The organism is Clostridium chrysemydis (assembly GCF_015234215.1).
GTDB classification, from domain to species: domain Bacteria; phylum Bacillota; class Clostridia; order Clostridiales; family Clostridiaceae; genus Clostridium; species Clostridium chrysemydis.
This window is the reverse complement of record NZ_JADEKP010000001.1, coordinates 796,157-811,841: the sequence shown is the minus strand read 5'-3', so window position 1 is coordinate 811,841 and position 15,685 is coordinate 796,157. Positions and strand designations below refer to the sequence as shown.

Sequence of the window (15,685 nt, the reverse complement as noted above, 5' to 3'; positions counted from 1 at the left end):
TATTATATGAAAGTCTAAATATTTTGTTTTAGTTACTATGCAAATAGTTTAACTTTCTGATATAATTGTAAATATATGGAATGAGGTGTTGAAAATAACTATAAATTATTTTGATATAAAAATAGGAGAATCCTATATAAATGTTTCTAATAAGAAAGGACGTTTATATAAATCAAAAATTGATTTAAAAAATGTAGGTCCTATAAAAAGGGATGGGTTTTGGCACCTTACTTGGAGCAAAGAGCACAATTCATACTTAGTTACAAATAAGAAATCAAAGCTTAAATTACAAAATTTTTTGTTAGGAGTAAATAACAACGTCCCTGTTTTCCATAAAAATAAAGATACTTTAGATAATAGACTTTCAAATCTTTATATTTATGAAGAATCTAATATGAAAAACCATTATGAAATTTTAGATAATGACTCTGTAAAGATTTATATTTCAAATAGATATAAAGAACAGTCATTATATTTTTTGATTTCTAGATGTGATTTTGATAAATTTTTAAACGATTTTGGATACTGGACCTATGAAAAAAATAGAAATAGATATTCTATATTTAAAAATACTAAAAATGGAAAGAAAACACCTTTAGATATTTTATTTCCTAAAAATAACCCAGACCAAATCACAAAATTAAATAAAAATTTCTTTGATTTTAGAAGAGAAAATATAAAAATAAACTTAAATCTCTAAAATAAAAAGGATGGAGCTCACAATTATCTTTTAGCTCCATCCTTTTTAATAGTAAAATCTACTTTTCTAAAATATATTTATAAAATATATAATCATATAATTCTTCATCAAGTTCTTTTAATTCTTTTAAATCCTTATTATCTATAGTCAGTACTTCTTTTTCTTTTAAAATATTTAAAAGAAGTAATTCTAACTTTAAATTATTATCATAATAATATTTAAAAATCTTATCTTTATATTCTTTTAAGTTTTCGCTCCAAACTATTCTTTTTATAGCTTTTACAGTTGAGATTTTAGAATACTCATCTCTTTTAACCTTATTAAATGTAATTAATTCAGAGATGTATTTGTTAGAAAGCCTAGATATATTCTTTTCTCCACTTAAATCTGAATTTTCATAATAATTAAAAGCCTCATCAAAAAGTTTTATATTGTAGCACCAATCACCTAATACTTTAAAAAATCTTTTATCTTCATATATAGTATCAAGCCATTTAAATATTTCTATTCGCAAATATAGATCCATTTCTAACTCTTTTAATACTTTTCTAGTTATATCAGTTACATTTTTTTCATTTCTTATAGAAGAATAAAATCTTATTAAAAATTTAGAATAATCATCAAATCCTTTTTTTAATATATTTTTTATATCTTCAAAAATTCCCGCATCACTAGTTACTATATATAATTTATTTTCGATTAAAGATGGCTTGATTAAATTAAATTTAAAATTATCATAAAGCTCATTTAATATTTTATATAAGCTTATGTTTCCTTCTTTTAAACTTAAATTTAAAGGGCTGCTTACGTAATTTGAATCTCTATAAAGATTTAAAAACCTTTTTACTATTGCTACTTTGAAATCTGTATAAAATTCTAAGTAAAAAACATTAAAAATTAAATCCTTACTGGAGTTACAATTCTCTAAAACATTTATAGCTAAATTTATATTTTTATACCTTAAAGCTTCTATAAATTTAGATGATAAGTCACTATCTAGCGTTTTTAAAATACTTTTTAATTTATCACAAAGGTTTAATAAGTTGTTTAATTTAATTTGCTTTTTTCTACTTATTTTAGATAAATCATTTATTTTAATAAATATTCCTATTTTTTCTTTTATACTTTTTATTTCATCTTCGTATCCATAATAAAATGAAAATAATAATAGTTCTTTATTTCTATATATAAATTCATCTATATTTTTATAGTTATTTGCTACTTCTTTTTTTATTTTATAACTTTCTAAAATATTATTATTTTTTTCAAGAAGCCTGCTATATTCTATCTTTAAAGGGATATCCTCTTTATAAATAGTAACTAACTCCTTATAACATTCTATGCCCTCATCTATATTTTTTTCTATGTTGTAACCTTTTGTTACTTCTTTTACATATTTAATACTTGGTGCAAGCGGATAATTAGAAAGTAACGTAAGGGCACCTTTAATTAAGATTTTCTCTTTATTTACTATAGAATTATAATAATTTATTATATCTTTATTTTCTTTTATAAATTTATCATTAAATTCTTGAAGAATCGCTTTTGCTAGGTCAATATCTTCGTTATAAAGTGCAAAGTTTATACAATTGATTTTTTCTATATCCTTTAAATAAGGACTAATTATTTTATAGGCTTCCTTTGAATTTCCTGTAAGCCTTTTAATAAAACTACTTATTAGGTCAAAAATCTCATTCTCTTCTAAAATATTTTCTATGTTTTCTTTATATAATTTGTATCTATATATTATCTTTGCAATTATCTCCTCTGCATCTTCTTCTCTGCAAACTTTAAATATATTCTTTCTTATTAAAAATTCTACTTGTTTGTTAAACTCATTATTAAATTCACCAAACTTCAATAATGCCATATATCCATATATTCTGTTTATATATAAGTTATTTCTATCAGAAAATATAATATACTTTTCCCATCTATCTTTTTTATCTTCTTTTTCACAAATGTATCTATATATATTTTCTGCCTCTTTTATTTTCTTTGTTTTTTCAAATATTTTAGCAATTTGCTGAATAATTATTTTATTATCCGGACTATAGATAAAATATAAAACAAGCTCACCTAATATTTTTTTTGCAGTAGATTTTGAATTTATTTCTTCAATAACCTTATAGATATAGTCATTGTTTCTAGATTTAGTTTTAATATCTTTATCAGTGCAATAATCCTTTAAAGATTTTGCAGTTTTTACAGCTTCGTCTATATTTCCTTCTAATATTAAACCTAATATACTTCCCCGTATCTCTTTAACACTTAAGATATATTCTTTCTCTTTTTCTCTTATTCTATCATTTAGATACTCACACTCATTTTTATTTGAAACTATATCTTTTGCCTTTTTAAAATCTTTATCTTTAATAAGCCTATAAATTTCAATTCTGTCTTTATAATGGTTCTTTTCTTCTATAAGTTTATCTGAAAAGAACTCTGCTCTTTTGTAGTCTCTTAGATTTATATACATCTTAGAAATTAAAAAACAAAGTTCTAAATTCATTTTATTTTTTGTTATGTAATCTTTAAGTATATTAAAAAGTTCTTCTTCTTTTTCAAGTTCTGAGTAAAATTTGATTAAATTAGCTACAGTCCACTTTATATCTATATTTTCTTTTAAATTTTCTCTTAAAAGAAGAATACCATAGTCTAAATTACCAACTTTGTATAGGCAAGGAATTAATCTTCTTATAATTTTAGTTCTATCTTCTCCATCTTCTAATGCCATTATATAATATTCAGTCGCTGCATCTAAATGATTCATAATATACTCTAATCTAAAAGCAATATCGTAAATAGTATTATTATTTTCCCAAAGTTCTAAGTATTTTGAAAATCTATATATATAATCATTTAGTACTAAATCGTCTGAATAATTCTCTTTAGCTTCTATTAGAAGATCTCTTAAATTACTTTCTTCAAAGGTTATTAATCCGTCCTTTAACCTATCTTCAAATTCAAAAAAATCCCCCATTTTTTACTCCTTTACATTTATTTCTTTTAAATTATACCCCTTAAACATTTCATAAGCAATGGATTGGAATACCACTTAAATTTATATTTAAGTAAACTTTTAGTTTTTTTGTTAATATATTATTTAAATTAATTCTTAAAACAATTTTTTATATGATAAAATGTTTATTGAGGTGATAACTATGACTTATAAAAAAATTAAAGATGACTCTTTTTTTAATATAGATGCAAGAGATTTAGCAAAAAAGCTTTTAGGAATGATTTTAGTTAGAAATATAGATAATAGAACCTTACACCTAAAAATTGTTGAAACGGAAGCTTATATAGGCAAAATTGATAAAGCCTGTCACGCTTACGATAATAAGAAAACTGAAAGAACAAAAACTTTATATGAAAGTGCTGGATTTTCCTATATTTATTTTATATATGGAAAATATCATTGCTTTAATATTATTTCAGGTGAAAAAGATGACCCTCAAGGAGTTCTTATAAGAGCCTTAGAACCTCTTAATGATTTTGACTACTTAAGCTTTAAAAGATTTAATAAACCTTTTAAGGATTTAAAAGAAAAGGAAAAATATAACCTAACTAACGGCCCTTCAAAACTTTGCCTTGCGTTATCTTTAGATAAATCATTAAATAACATAAAGCTCTATAAAAATGATGAGTTTTACCTTTTAGACGGAAATACTTCTAATTTCGAAATAGTCGAAACTAAAAGAATCGGAATAGATTACGCAGAAGAAGCAAAAGATTTTTTATGGCGATATTATATTAAAAACAATCCATATATATCAAAAAAATAAGCTATTATTATAGCTTATTTTTTTGATATATATGAACCTAATTCAACTTATACCTTAAAACTCTACATAATATATGTTATATAAAGTAATACTTTCATTTTTAAAGAAAATTAATAATGTAAAGGCGATTATTCGCGCTTCATATTATTTAAAATATTAGTTTTCACCTTTTCTAAATCCTCTATAAATTCTTTACCTATTTCTTTATTTACGTAGATTAGTACGGATGATTCTTTAAACTTTTCACTTAATTTAGTCCCTATTCTAAAGTGATCTTCAAGTTCTTGTACTTCAAATTTATAATTTAAATCTAAATGAATTAAATCTCCGTTTAATAAAAGGTCTATTTTTTCCGAGTCTATAGTTAAAATCGCATCTTTTATAGTTTCACCTTTTGATATATTATTAAACTTAGTATATTTGTAAGAATACCCCTTATAATCAAACCTTGAACTTTTTTCAATATTTTCTATAATAAATTCACCAGATTCTTCTCTTTTAAAATCATCTATTTCATAAAAATAGTATTTTGAAAAATAGTCTATTTTATAATCTTTCATAGTAACTACCTCCATAAACCTAGTATCTCCTACACGCGAAATATTAATCATATTATCTTTAATATAAATAATATTACATATATAAAAATAAATAAGAACATACTTTTACTTAGTTTGTTTTCGCACCTATAATAAAACCTTCCTCTATAGCACCTGTTTTGAGAAGATACCTTTATTTCTTTTAATCTATTAAACATATTTTTAAATAATGAACCTAAACATTTACCAATATCTTTAATGCTACTTTTAAAATCTCTAAAGCCATATCTTGATTTTATAGATATAAAAATTTTCCTATAATCTTCTTCTATTATTATTAAAAACCTCTCGGTTAATATTAATAAGTCAGAAATATCTCTTAAAATATCAAATCTGCTTAAAATCTTTGCAATACTTGTAATTGGAGTAGTTAGTGCTAAAAACCCTATACTTAATGCACCACTTAAACTCCTAAGATTAATTAAAATAATTTCACTTATACTTATTTTATTTATAAATAATCCTAAAGATGAAAAAACACTAAAAGTTAAACTTATTAAAACAATTTTCAATATAACTTTTAAAGGATTTTTATAAATATAATTTATTAAAATAAATATAATACAATTTAAAAGAATCATATTGATATCTTTGCTCATCCCTGCATATATCAAAGATAAAAAAACTAAAATAATTTTTTGAAGTGCAGATATATCTTTAAATTTACTTAAATTACTGTATAGATTTATTTCTTGGAACATTTTTGCCTTTTTTATAACCTACAAAGTAACCAATAAATCCTGCACCTATTGCAGCTTGTGCTGCAAATAAAAAACTTTCGACTTCTGCTGATGGTGGTTCCCACAAAGATTTAGCCCAAGGCGTATATGATGGGTCTAATTCTTGAATTGTATTATTAGCCTCATCATCTGACCCTTCAAATGCACCGTTTGAATTAATTACAAAGGGAACTATTAAAAATAAAGCTACTAGTATTATTATTAAGATATTTTTCTTTTTCATTTATAATCCTCCATTTATTTCTTTTAATTCACCTTTGCAGTGTTTTATAACATAATCATATATAACTACAGAAACTAACCCTTCAACTATAGCTAAAGGAACCTGAGAAACTGCAAAGATTCCAGCAAACTTTATAAAAGAGCTTAAGAAACCATTTACTGAATCTGGGTAAGCTAAAGCTAGTTGTATAGATGTTACAACATATGTTGCAAGATCTCCTAAAGCACACCCTAAAAATACTGCAAGAGTTCTATTTTTATTTTTTAATAATTTAAAAATTCCATAAGATACTATAGGCCCTACTATCCCCATAGATAATGTATTAGCACCTAGTGTAGTTAATCCACCATGTGCTAAAAGTAGCGCTTGGAAGAGTAAGACTATTACTGATAATAATGGTATTTTAAAAGGCCCAAATAAAATAGCACCTAAGCCTGTACCTGTTGGATGTGAAGAACTTCCTGTAACAGATGGTAATTTCAAAGCTGACATTAAGAAAATAAACGCAGCCATAAGCGCAAGTAGCATTTTTACATCAATATTATTTTTTAAAACTTCTCTAACTTCTTTAAAGCTTATAACTACAAATGGCAATGATACTGCATAATAAAAAAGACACCAATTTAAAGAAATTGCCCCTTCTGAAATATGCATAGCGTAAGCATTCATTGGAATAGTTAAAGCAATTATAATTCCATAAAATAAAACAAATAATTTTTTCATTTTTTCACCTCTATAACCTTAATTTTTCTATTAATTCTTCTATTTCATATATTTTATTTACATAACTTATATTAGGTTTATTAATTACAATAACTTTTACGTTACTTTGAAGTGCAGCTTCAATTTTTTCTTTAGTTCCCCCGATTAAACCGCTATCTTTTGTAATTAATGCCTTAATATCATATTCTTTTATAATTCCGTCATTTATAAAAAATCCAAAAGGACCTTTCATCCCTATAATATTTTCATATTTAATTCCATTTTCTAATAAATTATTTATTATCTTTGGGCTTGGAAGTATTCTATGAATTATCCTATTTTCTAAATTTAAACTTTCAATTTTTGATATATTATTGCTTCCAGTTGTATTTAAAACATTTCCTTTTATTTCATTTAAAGCCCATTTAAGTTCATCATAACTATCGATAAACATAATATTTTCATCATTATAATTTTCTAAAATCCCTTTTCTCTCAAACCTAAAATACTTTAAATTCATATCTTTTGCTACTTCCATAAGGGTTATAGAAACATCCTTAGCATAGGGGTGAGTCGCATCTATTATAGTGTCACAATCTTTTTCTTTAATTAAATCTTTAAACCCATCTTTATCTAAAGGGCTCGTATTTAATTTTTGAAACTTAGTATCTTTTAAAAGCTCTCCTCCATATTTTGTAGAAGTAGAAATAACAATATCTTCTCTAAATTCATTTATCTTCTTTACTATTTCTTTTCCTTCTTTCGTCCCAAGAACTAATAAAATCATACTGTGTAACCTCTTTTAGTAATCATCTTATCTTTTTCAATATAAGTGCTATTATTACCAACTATTACAATAGACATCATATCAACTATACTAGGGTCGAAATCTTTAAGGGTTGTTATAGTAACTTTTTCACCTTCTCTAAGGGCGTTTTTTACAATCCCTACAGGAGTGTTTTCATTTTTATGCTTTTTCATAATATCTATACATTCTTTTAAGTAATGAGGTCTACCATTACTTCTTGGATTATATAAAGATATTATAAAGTCAGCTTCTGAAGCTTTTTCTACTCTCTTTTTTATTAATTCATATGGAGTCATTAAATCACTTAAACTTATATTGCAATTATCATGCATTAAAGGTGCCCCTAGAACTGATGCAGCTGCGCTAGATGCTGTAATTCCTGGTATTATCTCTACATTTTCATCTTTTTTAAGTTGAAGTATAAGTCCAGCCATACCATAAATACCAGAATCCCCAGTACTAACTATAGAAACATTTTTTTCTCTTGAAAGTTCTAAGGCTTTAATGCATCTTTCCTCTTCCCCTCTCATTCCAGTTTTAAATACTTCTTTATCTTTTATTAAAGCTTCTATCATTTGTAAGTATTTCGTATATCCTACCACTATATCAGAGTCTTCTATTGCTTTAAGCGCCTTTACTGATAAATGATCAATCCCCCCTGGACCTATTCCAACTACATAAAGTTTTTTCATAAACTTTCACTCCTTAATCTTCCTATACTTAAAGTTATGCCTTCAAATATTAATTTTTCTTCAAGTATTTCTCCATTTAATAGTTTTACTGAAGGTCCGCTTACAGCTTTTACCCCTGTAATTTTTCTAACAAATTCACTTCCTATAAACTCATCTTGGACCTTTTCAATTTCTTCTTTTTTAAAGAAATATAAATCTACCTTTAATTCATTTGCAAGTAATTTTATACACTCTTCATCTTTTTTTATATCAATACTTCCTATACTTTTAATACTTCTTAAATCGATATTTCTTAGATTTAATTCCCTATAAACAAATTCTTTTATTTTTTTAAAGCTTGTCCCTTTTTTGCACCCTATTCCAAGGATTATATCTCTTCTTAAAAGAATTAAAACACCTTTATCCTTTAAAACTTTATTAGTTATAACTACTGTATTTTCTTTTATTTTAGTTGTGTTTAAGTAGCCTTTTGGAGCTTTTATAATATTTCTATCATCAAAAAAATATACCTTTTTGTTATTTACAAGTCTACTTGCAATTCTTTTAGCCATATTAAAATCATCAATTATTAAATCATTTTCTTTTGCTAAAATATCTGGTGCTTTTATTTTAAGGTTATCAGTAGCTGTTGTTATAACAGGAGTATTATTTAAAATTTTAGATATTTTTTCTGTCATATAATTTGCACCACCAAGGTGTCCTGAAATAAGGCTTATAGTAAAGTTATTACAAACATCAACAACAATAACTCCAGGGTCTACCTTTTTATCTTTTATAAACTTTGAAATAGCGCGAACTGCTATTCCAGTTGAACTTATAAATATAATAAATTTACTTTCTTTAAAGCATTTTTCTGTTATATTTTCTAAATTAGACTCTTTAAAAATACTAGAATTTATAACTTTACACTCTATATTTTCTTTAATTAAATAGGCTAAGAAATCGCCTTTTTTAGTGACACTTATTACAGAAATCAAAGCTATATTCCTTTTCTATACATATGGGTAAAGGTTTTATCGTATAATTTACTTTTTTCATAATCGCAATTTATAAAATCACCTACAAGTATTTGAGCACATTTTTCTATGCCTTCTTCTTTAACCTTTTCTGCTATTGTATCTAATGTCCCGTATACTATTTTTTGATCTTCCCAAGATGCTCTATAAACTACAGCTACTTTTACATCTCTTCCATACCCTTTTTTTAGTTTTTTACAAACTTTATCTATCATACCTACTGATAAGAAGATAGCCATAGATGCTCCTATTTTTGCTAAATTTTCTAAATCCTCTGACTCTGGAACTTTAGTTCTTCCTTCAACTCTTGTTAATATAACTGTTTGAGTTATACTAGGCAAAGTGAATTCTTTTTTTATAGCTGCTGCTGATGCAACAAAAGAACTTACTCCAGGAATTACTTCAAAGTCTATATTTAACTTTTCAAGTTCATCCATTTGTTCTTTTATAGCTCCATATATTGAAGGGTCCCCTGTATGAAGCCTTACAATTTCTTTAGATTTATTTTCCTTAAATACTTCTACAACTTGGTCTAATGTCATATTTGCAGAATTATATATCTTAGTACCTTCTTTTAAACACATTAAATGTTCTTTAGATACTAAAGATCCTGCATAAATTACAACATCACAACTTTCTAATATTCTTCTTCCTTTAACAGTAATTAAATCTGGATCTCCAGGACCTGCTCCTATAAAATAAATCATATTCTTACTCCTTACTTGCTAAAATTAATGACATATACTCATTAGAATTTATTATTTCTTCTCTAGTTTTTAATATTTTTTCACCATCTCTACCGCATTTACTAACTAAAACGTAATCAGTAAATCCTTTATCTTCTAGAGTTTCTATTACTTCTTTTTCTTTTTTATAAACCTTCATTATAACTACAAACTTTTCATCCTTTATAGTGTTAACTTTATTAGATGGAACTATAAGAAGGCTTTCATCTCCTATTACTAATGGTCTTTCAACTAAACTTGCTGAAGCGCAAAAAGATGGAACTCCAGGTATAGTCTTAACTTTAAAGTTTTGTTCTTTTATGTGTCTTAATAGGTATATGTATGTACTGTAAATATACGGGTCTCCAATTGTTAAAAATCCTACATTCTTTCCTTCGTTTAACTTTTCTAGAATAAAGTCATATGCTGTTTTAGATTTTATCTCTCTATCTTTTTTACCCATAGGAAAATGCATAACTTTAACTATAGTTTTATCTTCTATATAGTCACTTACTGTATTTAAAGCTATACTTTCTCCTCCTTCTTTAGCTGAAGGTGCAACTAAAATATCACAGTTTTTGATTGCATTTAATCCTTTTATAGTTAATAATTCCTTATCTCCAGGGCCTACACCAATTCCATAAAATATTGCCATTTTTAATTTTCTCCTTTATTGCATTCAATTATAAATATAGGATTTTCAGAAATCATCATCATAGATTCCCCCTTGCACCTACTTATATTTACTGATATTATTTCAGGTTTTATATTTAAACCTTTTAGCTTTTCTAAACATATATTTAAATTTTTTAATGTTATAAAATTTAATACTAGTTTTCCATTATCTTTTAAAAGATCAAAAGATAAATCTATTATTTCTTCTAATTCTCCAAGAGAACCTCCAACAAATATTGAATCAACCTTTATTTTTTTAAGGTTCATTTCTTTTAAAGCACTTAAAGCATTACCTTTAATTTGTTTAACATTTTCTAAGTTAAATTTATTTATATTTATCTTTGTTGTATTAAAAGCATCTTCATCCTTTTCTATTGAATATACAATTCCATCTTTAGCTATTATGGAAGCTTGTACTGTTATTGTCCCTGTGCCACTTCCAACATCAATAACTTTAGAAGATTTACTTAATCCCATCTTAGAAATAGATAAAGCCCTCACTTCTTCTTTTGTCATAGGACAGTTACCGCGTATAAATTCTTCGTCTTTTAAATATCTCATAATTTTTTTACCTCTCTATAACTAAAATAGATAATGAAGAAAATCTATTATTTCTTATTTCTTCTAAAGATCCAGAAATAATTCTTTCATTTTCATAACTTAAATTTTCACCAACGTAAACTCTGCATTTAATATTATTTTGTAGTAATTTAAAGCATAATTTATCTGGAGTATTTTCCTTATCACAAAGCCATATACTTATTTCATTTTCCTTAACTAATTTTATAAATTCCTCTTTTCTTCCATGCATAGACCCGCTATAAGCTTTTGACCAAGATTTGTTTATTTTACTCATTAAATACTGAAAAGAAGTAATGCCAGGAATTATTATAAGATTTTCTTTTATTTTTAAATTTAGATAATTAGATATCCCATAAAAGTTTGGATCTCCAGAAGCTATAATTCCTATATCTTTGTTTTTATTTTCTAATATTATGCTTTCAATACTCGTTAGCTTTTCTATTATTATTTTTTCTTTTTCTATAAAATCTATTGATTCTATTGCTCTTTTAAACCCTAAAATAACATCACACTTTTTTAAGGTATCTATAGCTTTTTTTAACATATAGTCCTTGTTACCTGGACCTATTCCAATTAAATAAATCATAATTTTTTCTCCAAAGAATTATATAAAATTTTAAAATCACTATATCCAAAATACATTACTATATCGCTTTTTAATTCCTTATAGCAATATGCATTTATTTGGTCTAAGATTTTAAATCCTATGTTTTCATAAAGGTCATAATGACCATCCCCTAAAAGTTTTACAGCACCTTCTGTAGTCTTTTCTTCTAAAACTTTTTTAACTAAATCAATTGGATAATTTAAAAGTGCGAGTTCTAAAGCTAAAACTTCAAGTCTTACTCCACTTACCCTACTGTGCGTATTAAAGCACCCATAAGCGATTTTACTCATCTTTCCGATATGCCCTACTAAAACTACTTCTTCAACACATTCTAAAACACAAGTTTCTAAAGAAAATCCAACATAGTTTGAAATAATAACTATCTCATCTTCCTTAAATCCTAAAGATTTACAAACATTTTCACCAATATTACCAAATGTTAATACTAGCCTTTTCCTTCTTTTTTGCTTTATTTCAACTTCTATAGTCTCTTTTAAAGCTTCTTCTGACATTGGATAAACTATTCCGCTTGTCCCTATAATTGAAATTCCACCTACTATTCCAAGCCTACTATTAAAGGTCTTTTTTGAAATTTCTTCTCCCTTTGGTACCCTAAGAGTTATTTTTACCCCTACTCCCTTTGGAAGAATCTTATTAATTTCTTTTTTAATCATCTTTAAAGGAGTAGGATTTATAGCAGGTTTTAAAACTTCTACACTTAATCCACCTTTTGTAACTTTTCCGATTCCCTCTTTAGCTTCTATTACTATTCCTTCTTTAATAAACTCTGCTTTAGCAAAAATTTCTATTCCATCAGTTACATCAAAATCATCACCTGCGTCTTTAAGTGCACTAACTTCAACAAAATTTTCCTCTATATTTATACTATTTAGTTCTATTTCTAAATCTATCCCTTTTGGGGTTTCTATATTAATTTTGTCTATCTTTTTTTTATCTAATAATATTTTAGTTGCAGCTTTGGAAACTGCTGTTGCCGTTGACCCTGTAGTATACCCGCACCTTAAAATTTTACTTCCACTTCTAACAAACATGTCCATCATAGTTTTATCTTGCATTGCACATATACATAAGCGCATTTACGATTGATGCAGCTACTGTGCTTCCACCTTTTCTTCCTCTTACAGTTATATAAGGTATATTTAACTCTTCTAGTCCCTCTTTACTTTCCTTTGCTCCAACAAACCCTACAGGAACTGCAATTATTAAATCAGGTTTAACTAGGTCTTTTAAAATCATCTCTCTTAACTTAAATAGTGCTGTAGGTGCGTTTCCAAAAACATAAATATTTACTCCATCTTTTGATGCTTTTTCTACAGCTGCCATTGACCTTGTAATCTCTTTTTCCTTTGCGATTTTATATACCTCTTCTAAGCTAACAAAACACTCAACAGAACCATTTAGCTTTTCTAAAGCTTTTTTATTAATTCCCTGTTTTGCCATGTTAGTATCTGTATATAAAAGAGGTGAATTTTTTAATACCTCTTTTGCTTTATCTATAAAGTCTTCACTCATCTCTAAAAGATTTGCGTATTCAAAGTCAGCAGTAGTATGAATAACTCTTTTTACTATTTTTAATTCTTCTTCGTTAAATGAATGATCTCCCATTTCAATTTCTATTATTTCAAAGCTTTTTTCTTCTATCATTCCTGGATTTTTTATATAAGTCATTATTTTTCACCTTCTAAATCTAAAATATTATTTAAAAAATCTAAATTTTTATAAAAATGTATATGAGGATATTGAGCTATAGTATTATTCTTTTTATATCCGCACTTCCAATTAATTTTGTTTCCTAAAACATCTGTTTTTTCTATATCAAAAATATTTTCTCTATTTCCTATACATTTTGATTTATGAAATTCATGTATATTTATATCATTTTTAAATCCTTTTAAAACTGCATAACCAAAGTTTTGAAGAGAGTTTGTCATAACAACTTCTGAGTTAAAAAAGTTTACCATATCAAACCCTTCTATGCTTTTATTTAAATACATAAATCCACCACACTCAGCATAGCATTTAAGCCCATTATTTAAACCCTCTCTAATGCTTTTAAGCATAGATTTATTATTTGATAATTCATTTTTAAAGACTTCAGGGTAGCCTCCACCTATATATAAAAAATCTATATCTTTAGGTAGTTCTTTATCATTTAAAGGACTAAAGTAAACTACTTCCCCTATACTTTCTAAAATCTCTAAATTTTCTTTATAATAGAAGTTAAATGCTTTATCATAAGCAACAGCTATCTTTATATCTCTTTTCTTTATCTCTAATTTTTTATTTTCTATACTTATATCCTTTGCATAATCTATAATTTTTTCTAAGTTTATATATTTATTTACTAAATCACTACATTTATCTAAAACGTCTGAAATTTTTTCTGTCTCTATACTTTGGACTAATCCTAAGTGTCTTGATTTAAGGCTAATAGATTCATCTTTAGGAATATAACCTAAAACATCAACATCACAATTTTTATTAACTAATTCTTTTAAAAGGTTATAATATTTTTCTGATACTTTATTAAAAATTACCCCTTTAATGTTTGCACCCTTAAAGTTTTTAAGGCCATTTATCTCAGCGCAAATAGTTAAGCTTTGCGCCTTTGGAGTCATAACTAAAATAATTGGAATATTGTTAAATTCTTTAGAAAGATGGTATGTTGAAAATTCTTCATCTAATCCTTTTCCATCATAAAGCCCCATAACCCCTTCTATAATGCTTATATCGCCGCATCCCTTACTTAAAGAATAGGAAACTCCTGATTTTCCCATAAGGAACATATCTAAATTTCTTGAATCTATCCCAGTTGCAATTTTGTGAAATTCTTTATCAATATAATCTGGACCTACTTTGTATCCCTGTATCTTTAAGCCTTTTTTTGTTAATGCTTTCATTATCCCTAAAGTAACAGTAGTTTTTCCACCACCACTACAGTTTGATGAGATTATTATTCTTTTCATTTTTCATACCTTTCTTTGTTTTTCCAACATTTAAATATCTATCATTAATACAATCTTTAATTCTATCAATATATAATTTTCTAAAGCCTTCTATTTCCCCAAGTCCTTTTAAAAATAAACTGACATTAAATCCTTCATTTTCCAATATAGTCTTCCATGAATCTTCTTCATCAGATGCCATATCGTTTAAAACGTGATCTCCGCAAACAACCATAAGAGGGAGTAACATTACATCTTTAACATTATCCTTTTTTACTCTGTTTATTACATTTTCTAAACTAGGATATCCTTCCACTGTACCAACGTATACGTTATCTAAGCCTTCGTCTTGTAATACAGCTTGTATACATCCGTAAGCAGCTGTAGCATAATGGGATGTTCCATGTCCAAATAGAATCGTATTTTTATCCTTTATTATGCCTTTTATAGAATTTATAAATAATGAATAATCATCAGGTGCTTCTTTCGTTCCTTGAAAATATAAAATTGGTCTTCCAACCTTTATATCTGAAAATTTATCTTTAAATCTATCTTTTACATTAACTATGTAGTCATACTCTTCTCCTGGTATTATATGAAGTGGTTGCATAATCACCTCTTTATAGCCCATTTTATGTATTTCTGCTAACGCTTCTTCTGGAGTTAAAACCTCTTCTCCTCTTCCTCTTAACTTCTTAATAATCATATGTGATGTAAAGGCTCTAAAAACATCATATTCTTTAAAAGAATCTTTTATATCTTCTTCTATTCTTTCTATTGAATTTTCTAATGCATTCTTATAACTTGTCCCAAAACTTACAACTAATATTGCTTTTTTCATTAAAATCTCCCTTATAAACTT

18 protein-coding genes are annotated in these 15,685 nt (G+C 26.0%); 2 read left to right on the top strand and 16 right to left on the bottom strand.

The window, feature by feature from the left end; all coding sequences use genetic code 11:
- The first annotated feature begins 88 nt into the window (after window positions 1–88).
- Entirely contained in the window at window positions 89–700 is a 612-nt protein-coding gene (locus tag INR60_RS03995) for a hypothetical protein (RefSeq protein WP_194190181.1), read from the top strand.
- A gap of 58 nt (window positions 701–758) precedes the next feature.
- On the opposite strand, the gene INR60_RS03990 is transcribed toward INR60_RS03995, so the two are convergent.
- Complete coding sequence (locus INR60_RS03990; RefSeq protein WP_194190180.1) at window positions 759–3,683, bottom strand: hypothetical protein; 2,925 nt, start codon at window positions 3,681–3,683, stop codon at window positions 759–761.
- A 181-nt stretch (window positions 3,684–3,864) separates the two neighbouring features.
- Here INR60_RS03990 and INR60_RS03985 point away from each other — a divergent pair, with 181 nt between their 5' ends.
- Window positions 3,865–4,488: a DNA-3-methyladenine glycosylase gene (locus INR60_RS03985; RefSeq protein WP_194190179.1), complete on the top strand. Its 624-nt coding sequence runs from the start codon at window positions 3,865–3,867 to the stop codon at window positions 4,486–4,488.
- A 128-nt stretch (window positions 4,489–4,616) separates the two neighbouring features.
- On the opposite strand, the gene INR60_RS03980 is transcribed toward INR60_RS03985, so the two are convergent.
- The 15 genes from INR60_RS03980 to INR60_RS03910 are packed head-to-tail and all read right to left on the bottom strand — an operon-like array spanning window position 4,617 to window position 15,664.
- Window positions 4,617–5,048 (bottom strand): hypothetical protein, encoded by a 432-nt coding sequence (locus tag INR60_RS03980; RefSeq protein WP_194190178.1) that lies wholly within the window; start codon window positions 5,046–5,048, stop codon window positions 4,617–4,619.
- 47 nt (window positions 5,049–5,095) lie between these two features.
- Complete coding sequence (locus INR60_RS03975) at window positions 5,096–5,788, bottom strand: CbiQ family ECF transporter T component (RefSeq protein WP_194190177.1); 693 nt, start codon at window positions 5,786–5,788, stop codon at window positions 5,096–5,098.
- Window positions 5,760–6,050, bottom strand: a complete 291-nt coding sequence (locus INR60_RS03970; RefSeq protein ID WP_194190176.1) for an energy-coupling factor ABC transporter substrate-binding protein — start codon at window positions 6,048–6,050, stop codon at window positions 5,760–5,762. The genes INR60_RS03975 and INR60_RS03970 overlap by 29 nt, the downstream gene beginning before the upstream one ends.
- The gene (locus INR60_RS03965; RefSeq protein ID WP_194190175.1) at window positions 6,051–6,773 is read right to left on the bottom strand and encodes an energy-coupling factor ABC transporter permease; all 723 of its coding nucleotides are present in this window, start codon (window positions 6,771–6,773) and stop codon (window positions 6,051–6,053) included. It lies immediately after the preceding gene.
- Between the two features lie 10 nt (window positions 6,774–6,783).
- Window positions 6,784–7,539 (bottom strand): cobalt-precorrin-6A reductase, encoded by a 756-nt coding sequence (locus tag INR60_RS03960; RefSeq protein ID WP_194190174.1) that lies wholly within the window; start codon window positions 7,537–7,539, stop codon window positions 6,784–6,786.
- Complete coding sequence (gene cobJ / locus INR60_RS03955; RefSeq protein WP_194190173.1) at window positions 7,536–8,252, bottom strand: precorrin-3B C(17)-methyltransferase; 717 nt, start codon at window positions 8,250–8,252, stop codon at window positions 7,536–7,538. Before cobJ ends, INR60_RS03960 begins: the two co-directional genes overlap by 4 nt.
- Window positions 8,249–9,229 carry a cobalt-precorrin 5A hydrolase gene (cbiG, locus tag INR60_RS03950; protein WP_194190172.1) on the bottom strand — a complete coding sequence of 327 codons (981 nt, stop codon included), beginning with the start codon at window positions 9,227–9,229 and terminating at the stop codon, window positions 8,249–8,251. The genes cobJ and cbiG overlap by 4 nt, the downstream gene beginning before the upstream one ends.
- A gap of 2 nt (window positions 9,230–9,231) precedes the next feature.
- On the bottom strand, window positions 9,232–9,975 hold the full coding sequence (cobM, locus tag INR60_RS03945) for a precorrin-4 C(11)-methyltransferase (protein ID WP_194190171.1): 744 nt from the start codon (window positions 9,973–9,975) through the stop codon (window positions 9,232–9,234).
- A gap of 4 nt (window positions 9,976–9,979) precedes the next feature.
- Window positions 9,980–10,648: a cobalt-factor II C(20)-methyltransferase gene (locus INR60_RS03940; protein ID WP_194190170.1), complete on the bottom strand. Its 669-nt coding sequence runs from the start codon at window positions 10,646–10,648 to the stop codon at window positions 9,980–9,982.
- 2 nt (window positions 10,649–10,650) lie between these two features.
- Window positions 10,651–11,229 (bottom strand): precorrin-6Y C5,15-methyltransferase (decarboxylating) subunit CbiT, encoded by a 579-nt coding sequence (gene cbiT, locus INR60_RS03935; protein ID WP_194190169.1) that lies wholly within the window; start codon window positions 11,227–11,229, stop codon window positions 10,651–10,653.
- 7 nt (window positions 11,230–11,236) lie between these two features.
- The gene (cbiE, locus tag INR60_RS03930) at window positions 11,237–11,836 is read right to left on the bottom strand and encodes a precorrin-6y C5,15-methyltransferase (decarboxylating) subunit CbiE (RefSeq protein ID WP_194190168.1); all 600 of its coding nucleotides are present in this window, start codon (window positions 11,834–11,836) and stop codon (window positions 11,237–11,239) included.
- A complete protein-coding gene (gene cbiD, locus INR60_RS03925; protein ID WP_194190966.1) occupies window positions 11,833–12,918 on the bottom strand; it encodes a cobalt-precorrin-5B (C(1))-methyltransferase CbiD in 1,086 nt (361 codons plus the stop codon). Before cbiD ends, cbiE begins: the two co-directional genes overlap by 4 nt.
- Before the next feature lie 4 nt (window positions 12,919–12,922).
- Entirely contained in the window at window positions 12,923–13,546 is a 624-nt protein-coding gene (locus tag INR60_RS03920) for a precorrin-8X methylmutase (RefSeq protein WP_194190167.1), read from the bottom strand.
- Window positions 13,546–14,844, bottom strand: coding sequence for a cobyrinic acid a,c-diamide synthase CobB (locus INR60_RS03915; protein WP_194190166.1), 1,299 nt, complete (start codon window positions 14,842–14,844; stop codon window positions 13,546–13,548). Before INR60_RS03915 ends, INR60_RS03920 begins: the two co-directional genes overlap by 1 nt.
- Window positions 14,813–15,664 carry a sirohydrochlorin cobaltochelatase gene (locus INR60_RS03910; RefSeq protein WP_194190165.1) on the bottom strand — a complete coding sequence of 284 codons (852 nt, stop codon included), beginning with the start codon at window positions 15,662–15,664 and terminating at the stop codon, window positions 14,813–14,815. The genes INR60_RS03915 and INR60_RS03910 overlap by 32 nt, the downstream gene beginning before the upstream one ends.
- Window positions 15,665–15,685: the final 21 nt, after the last annotated feature.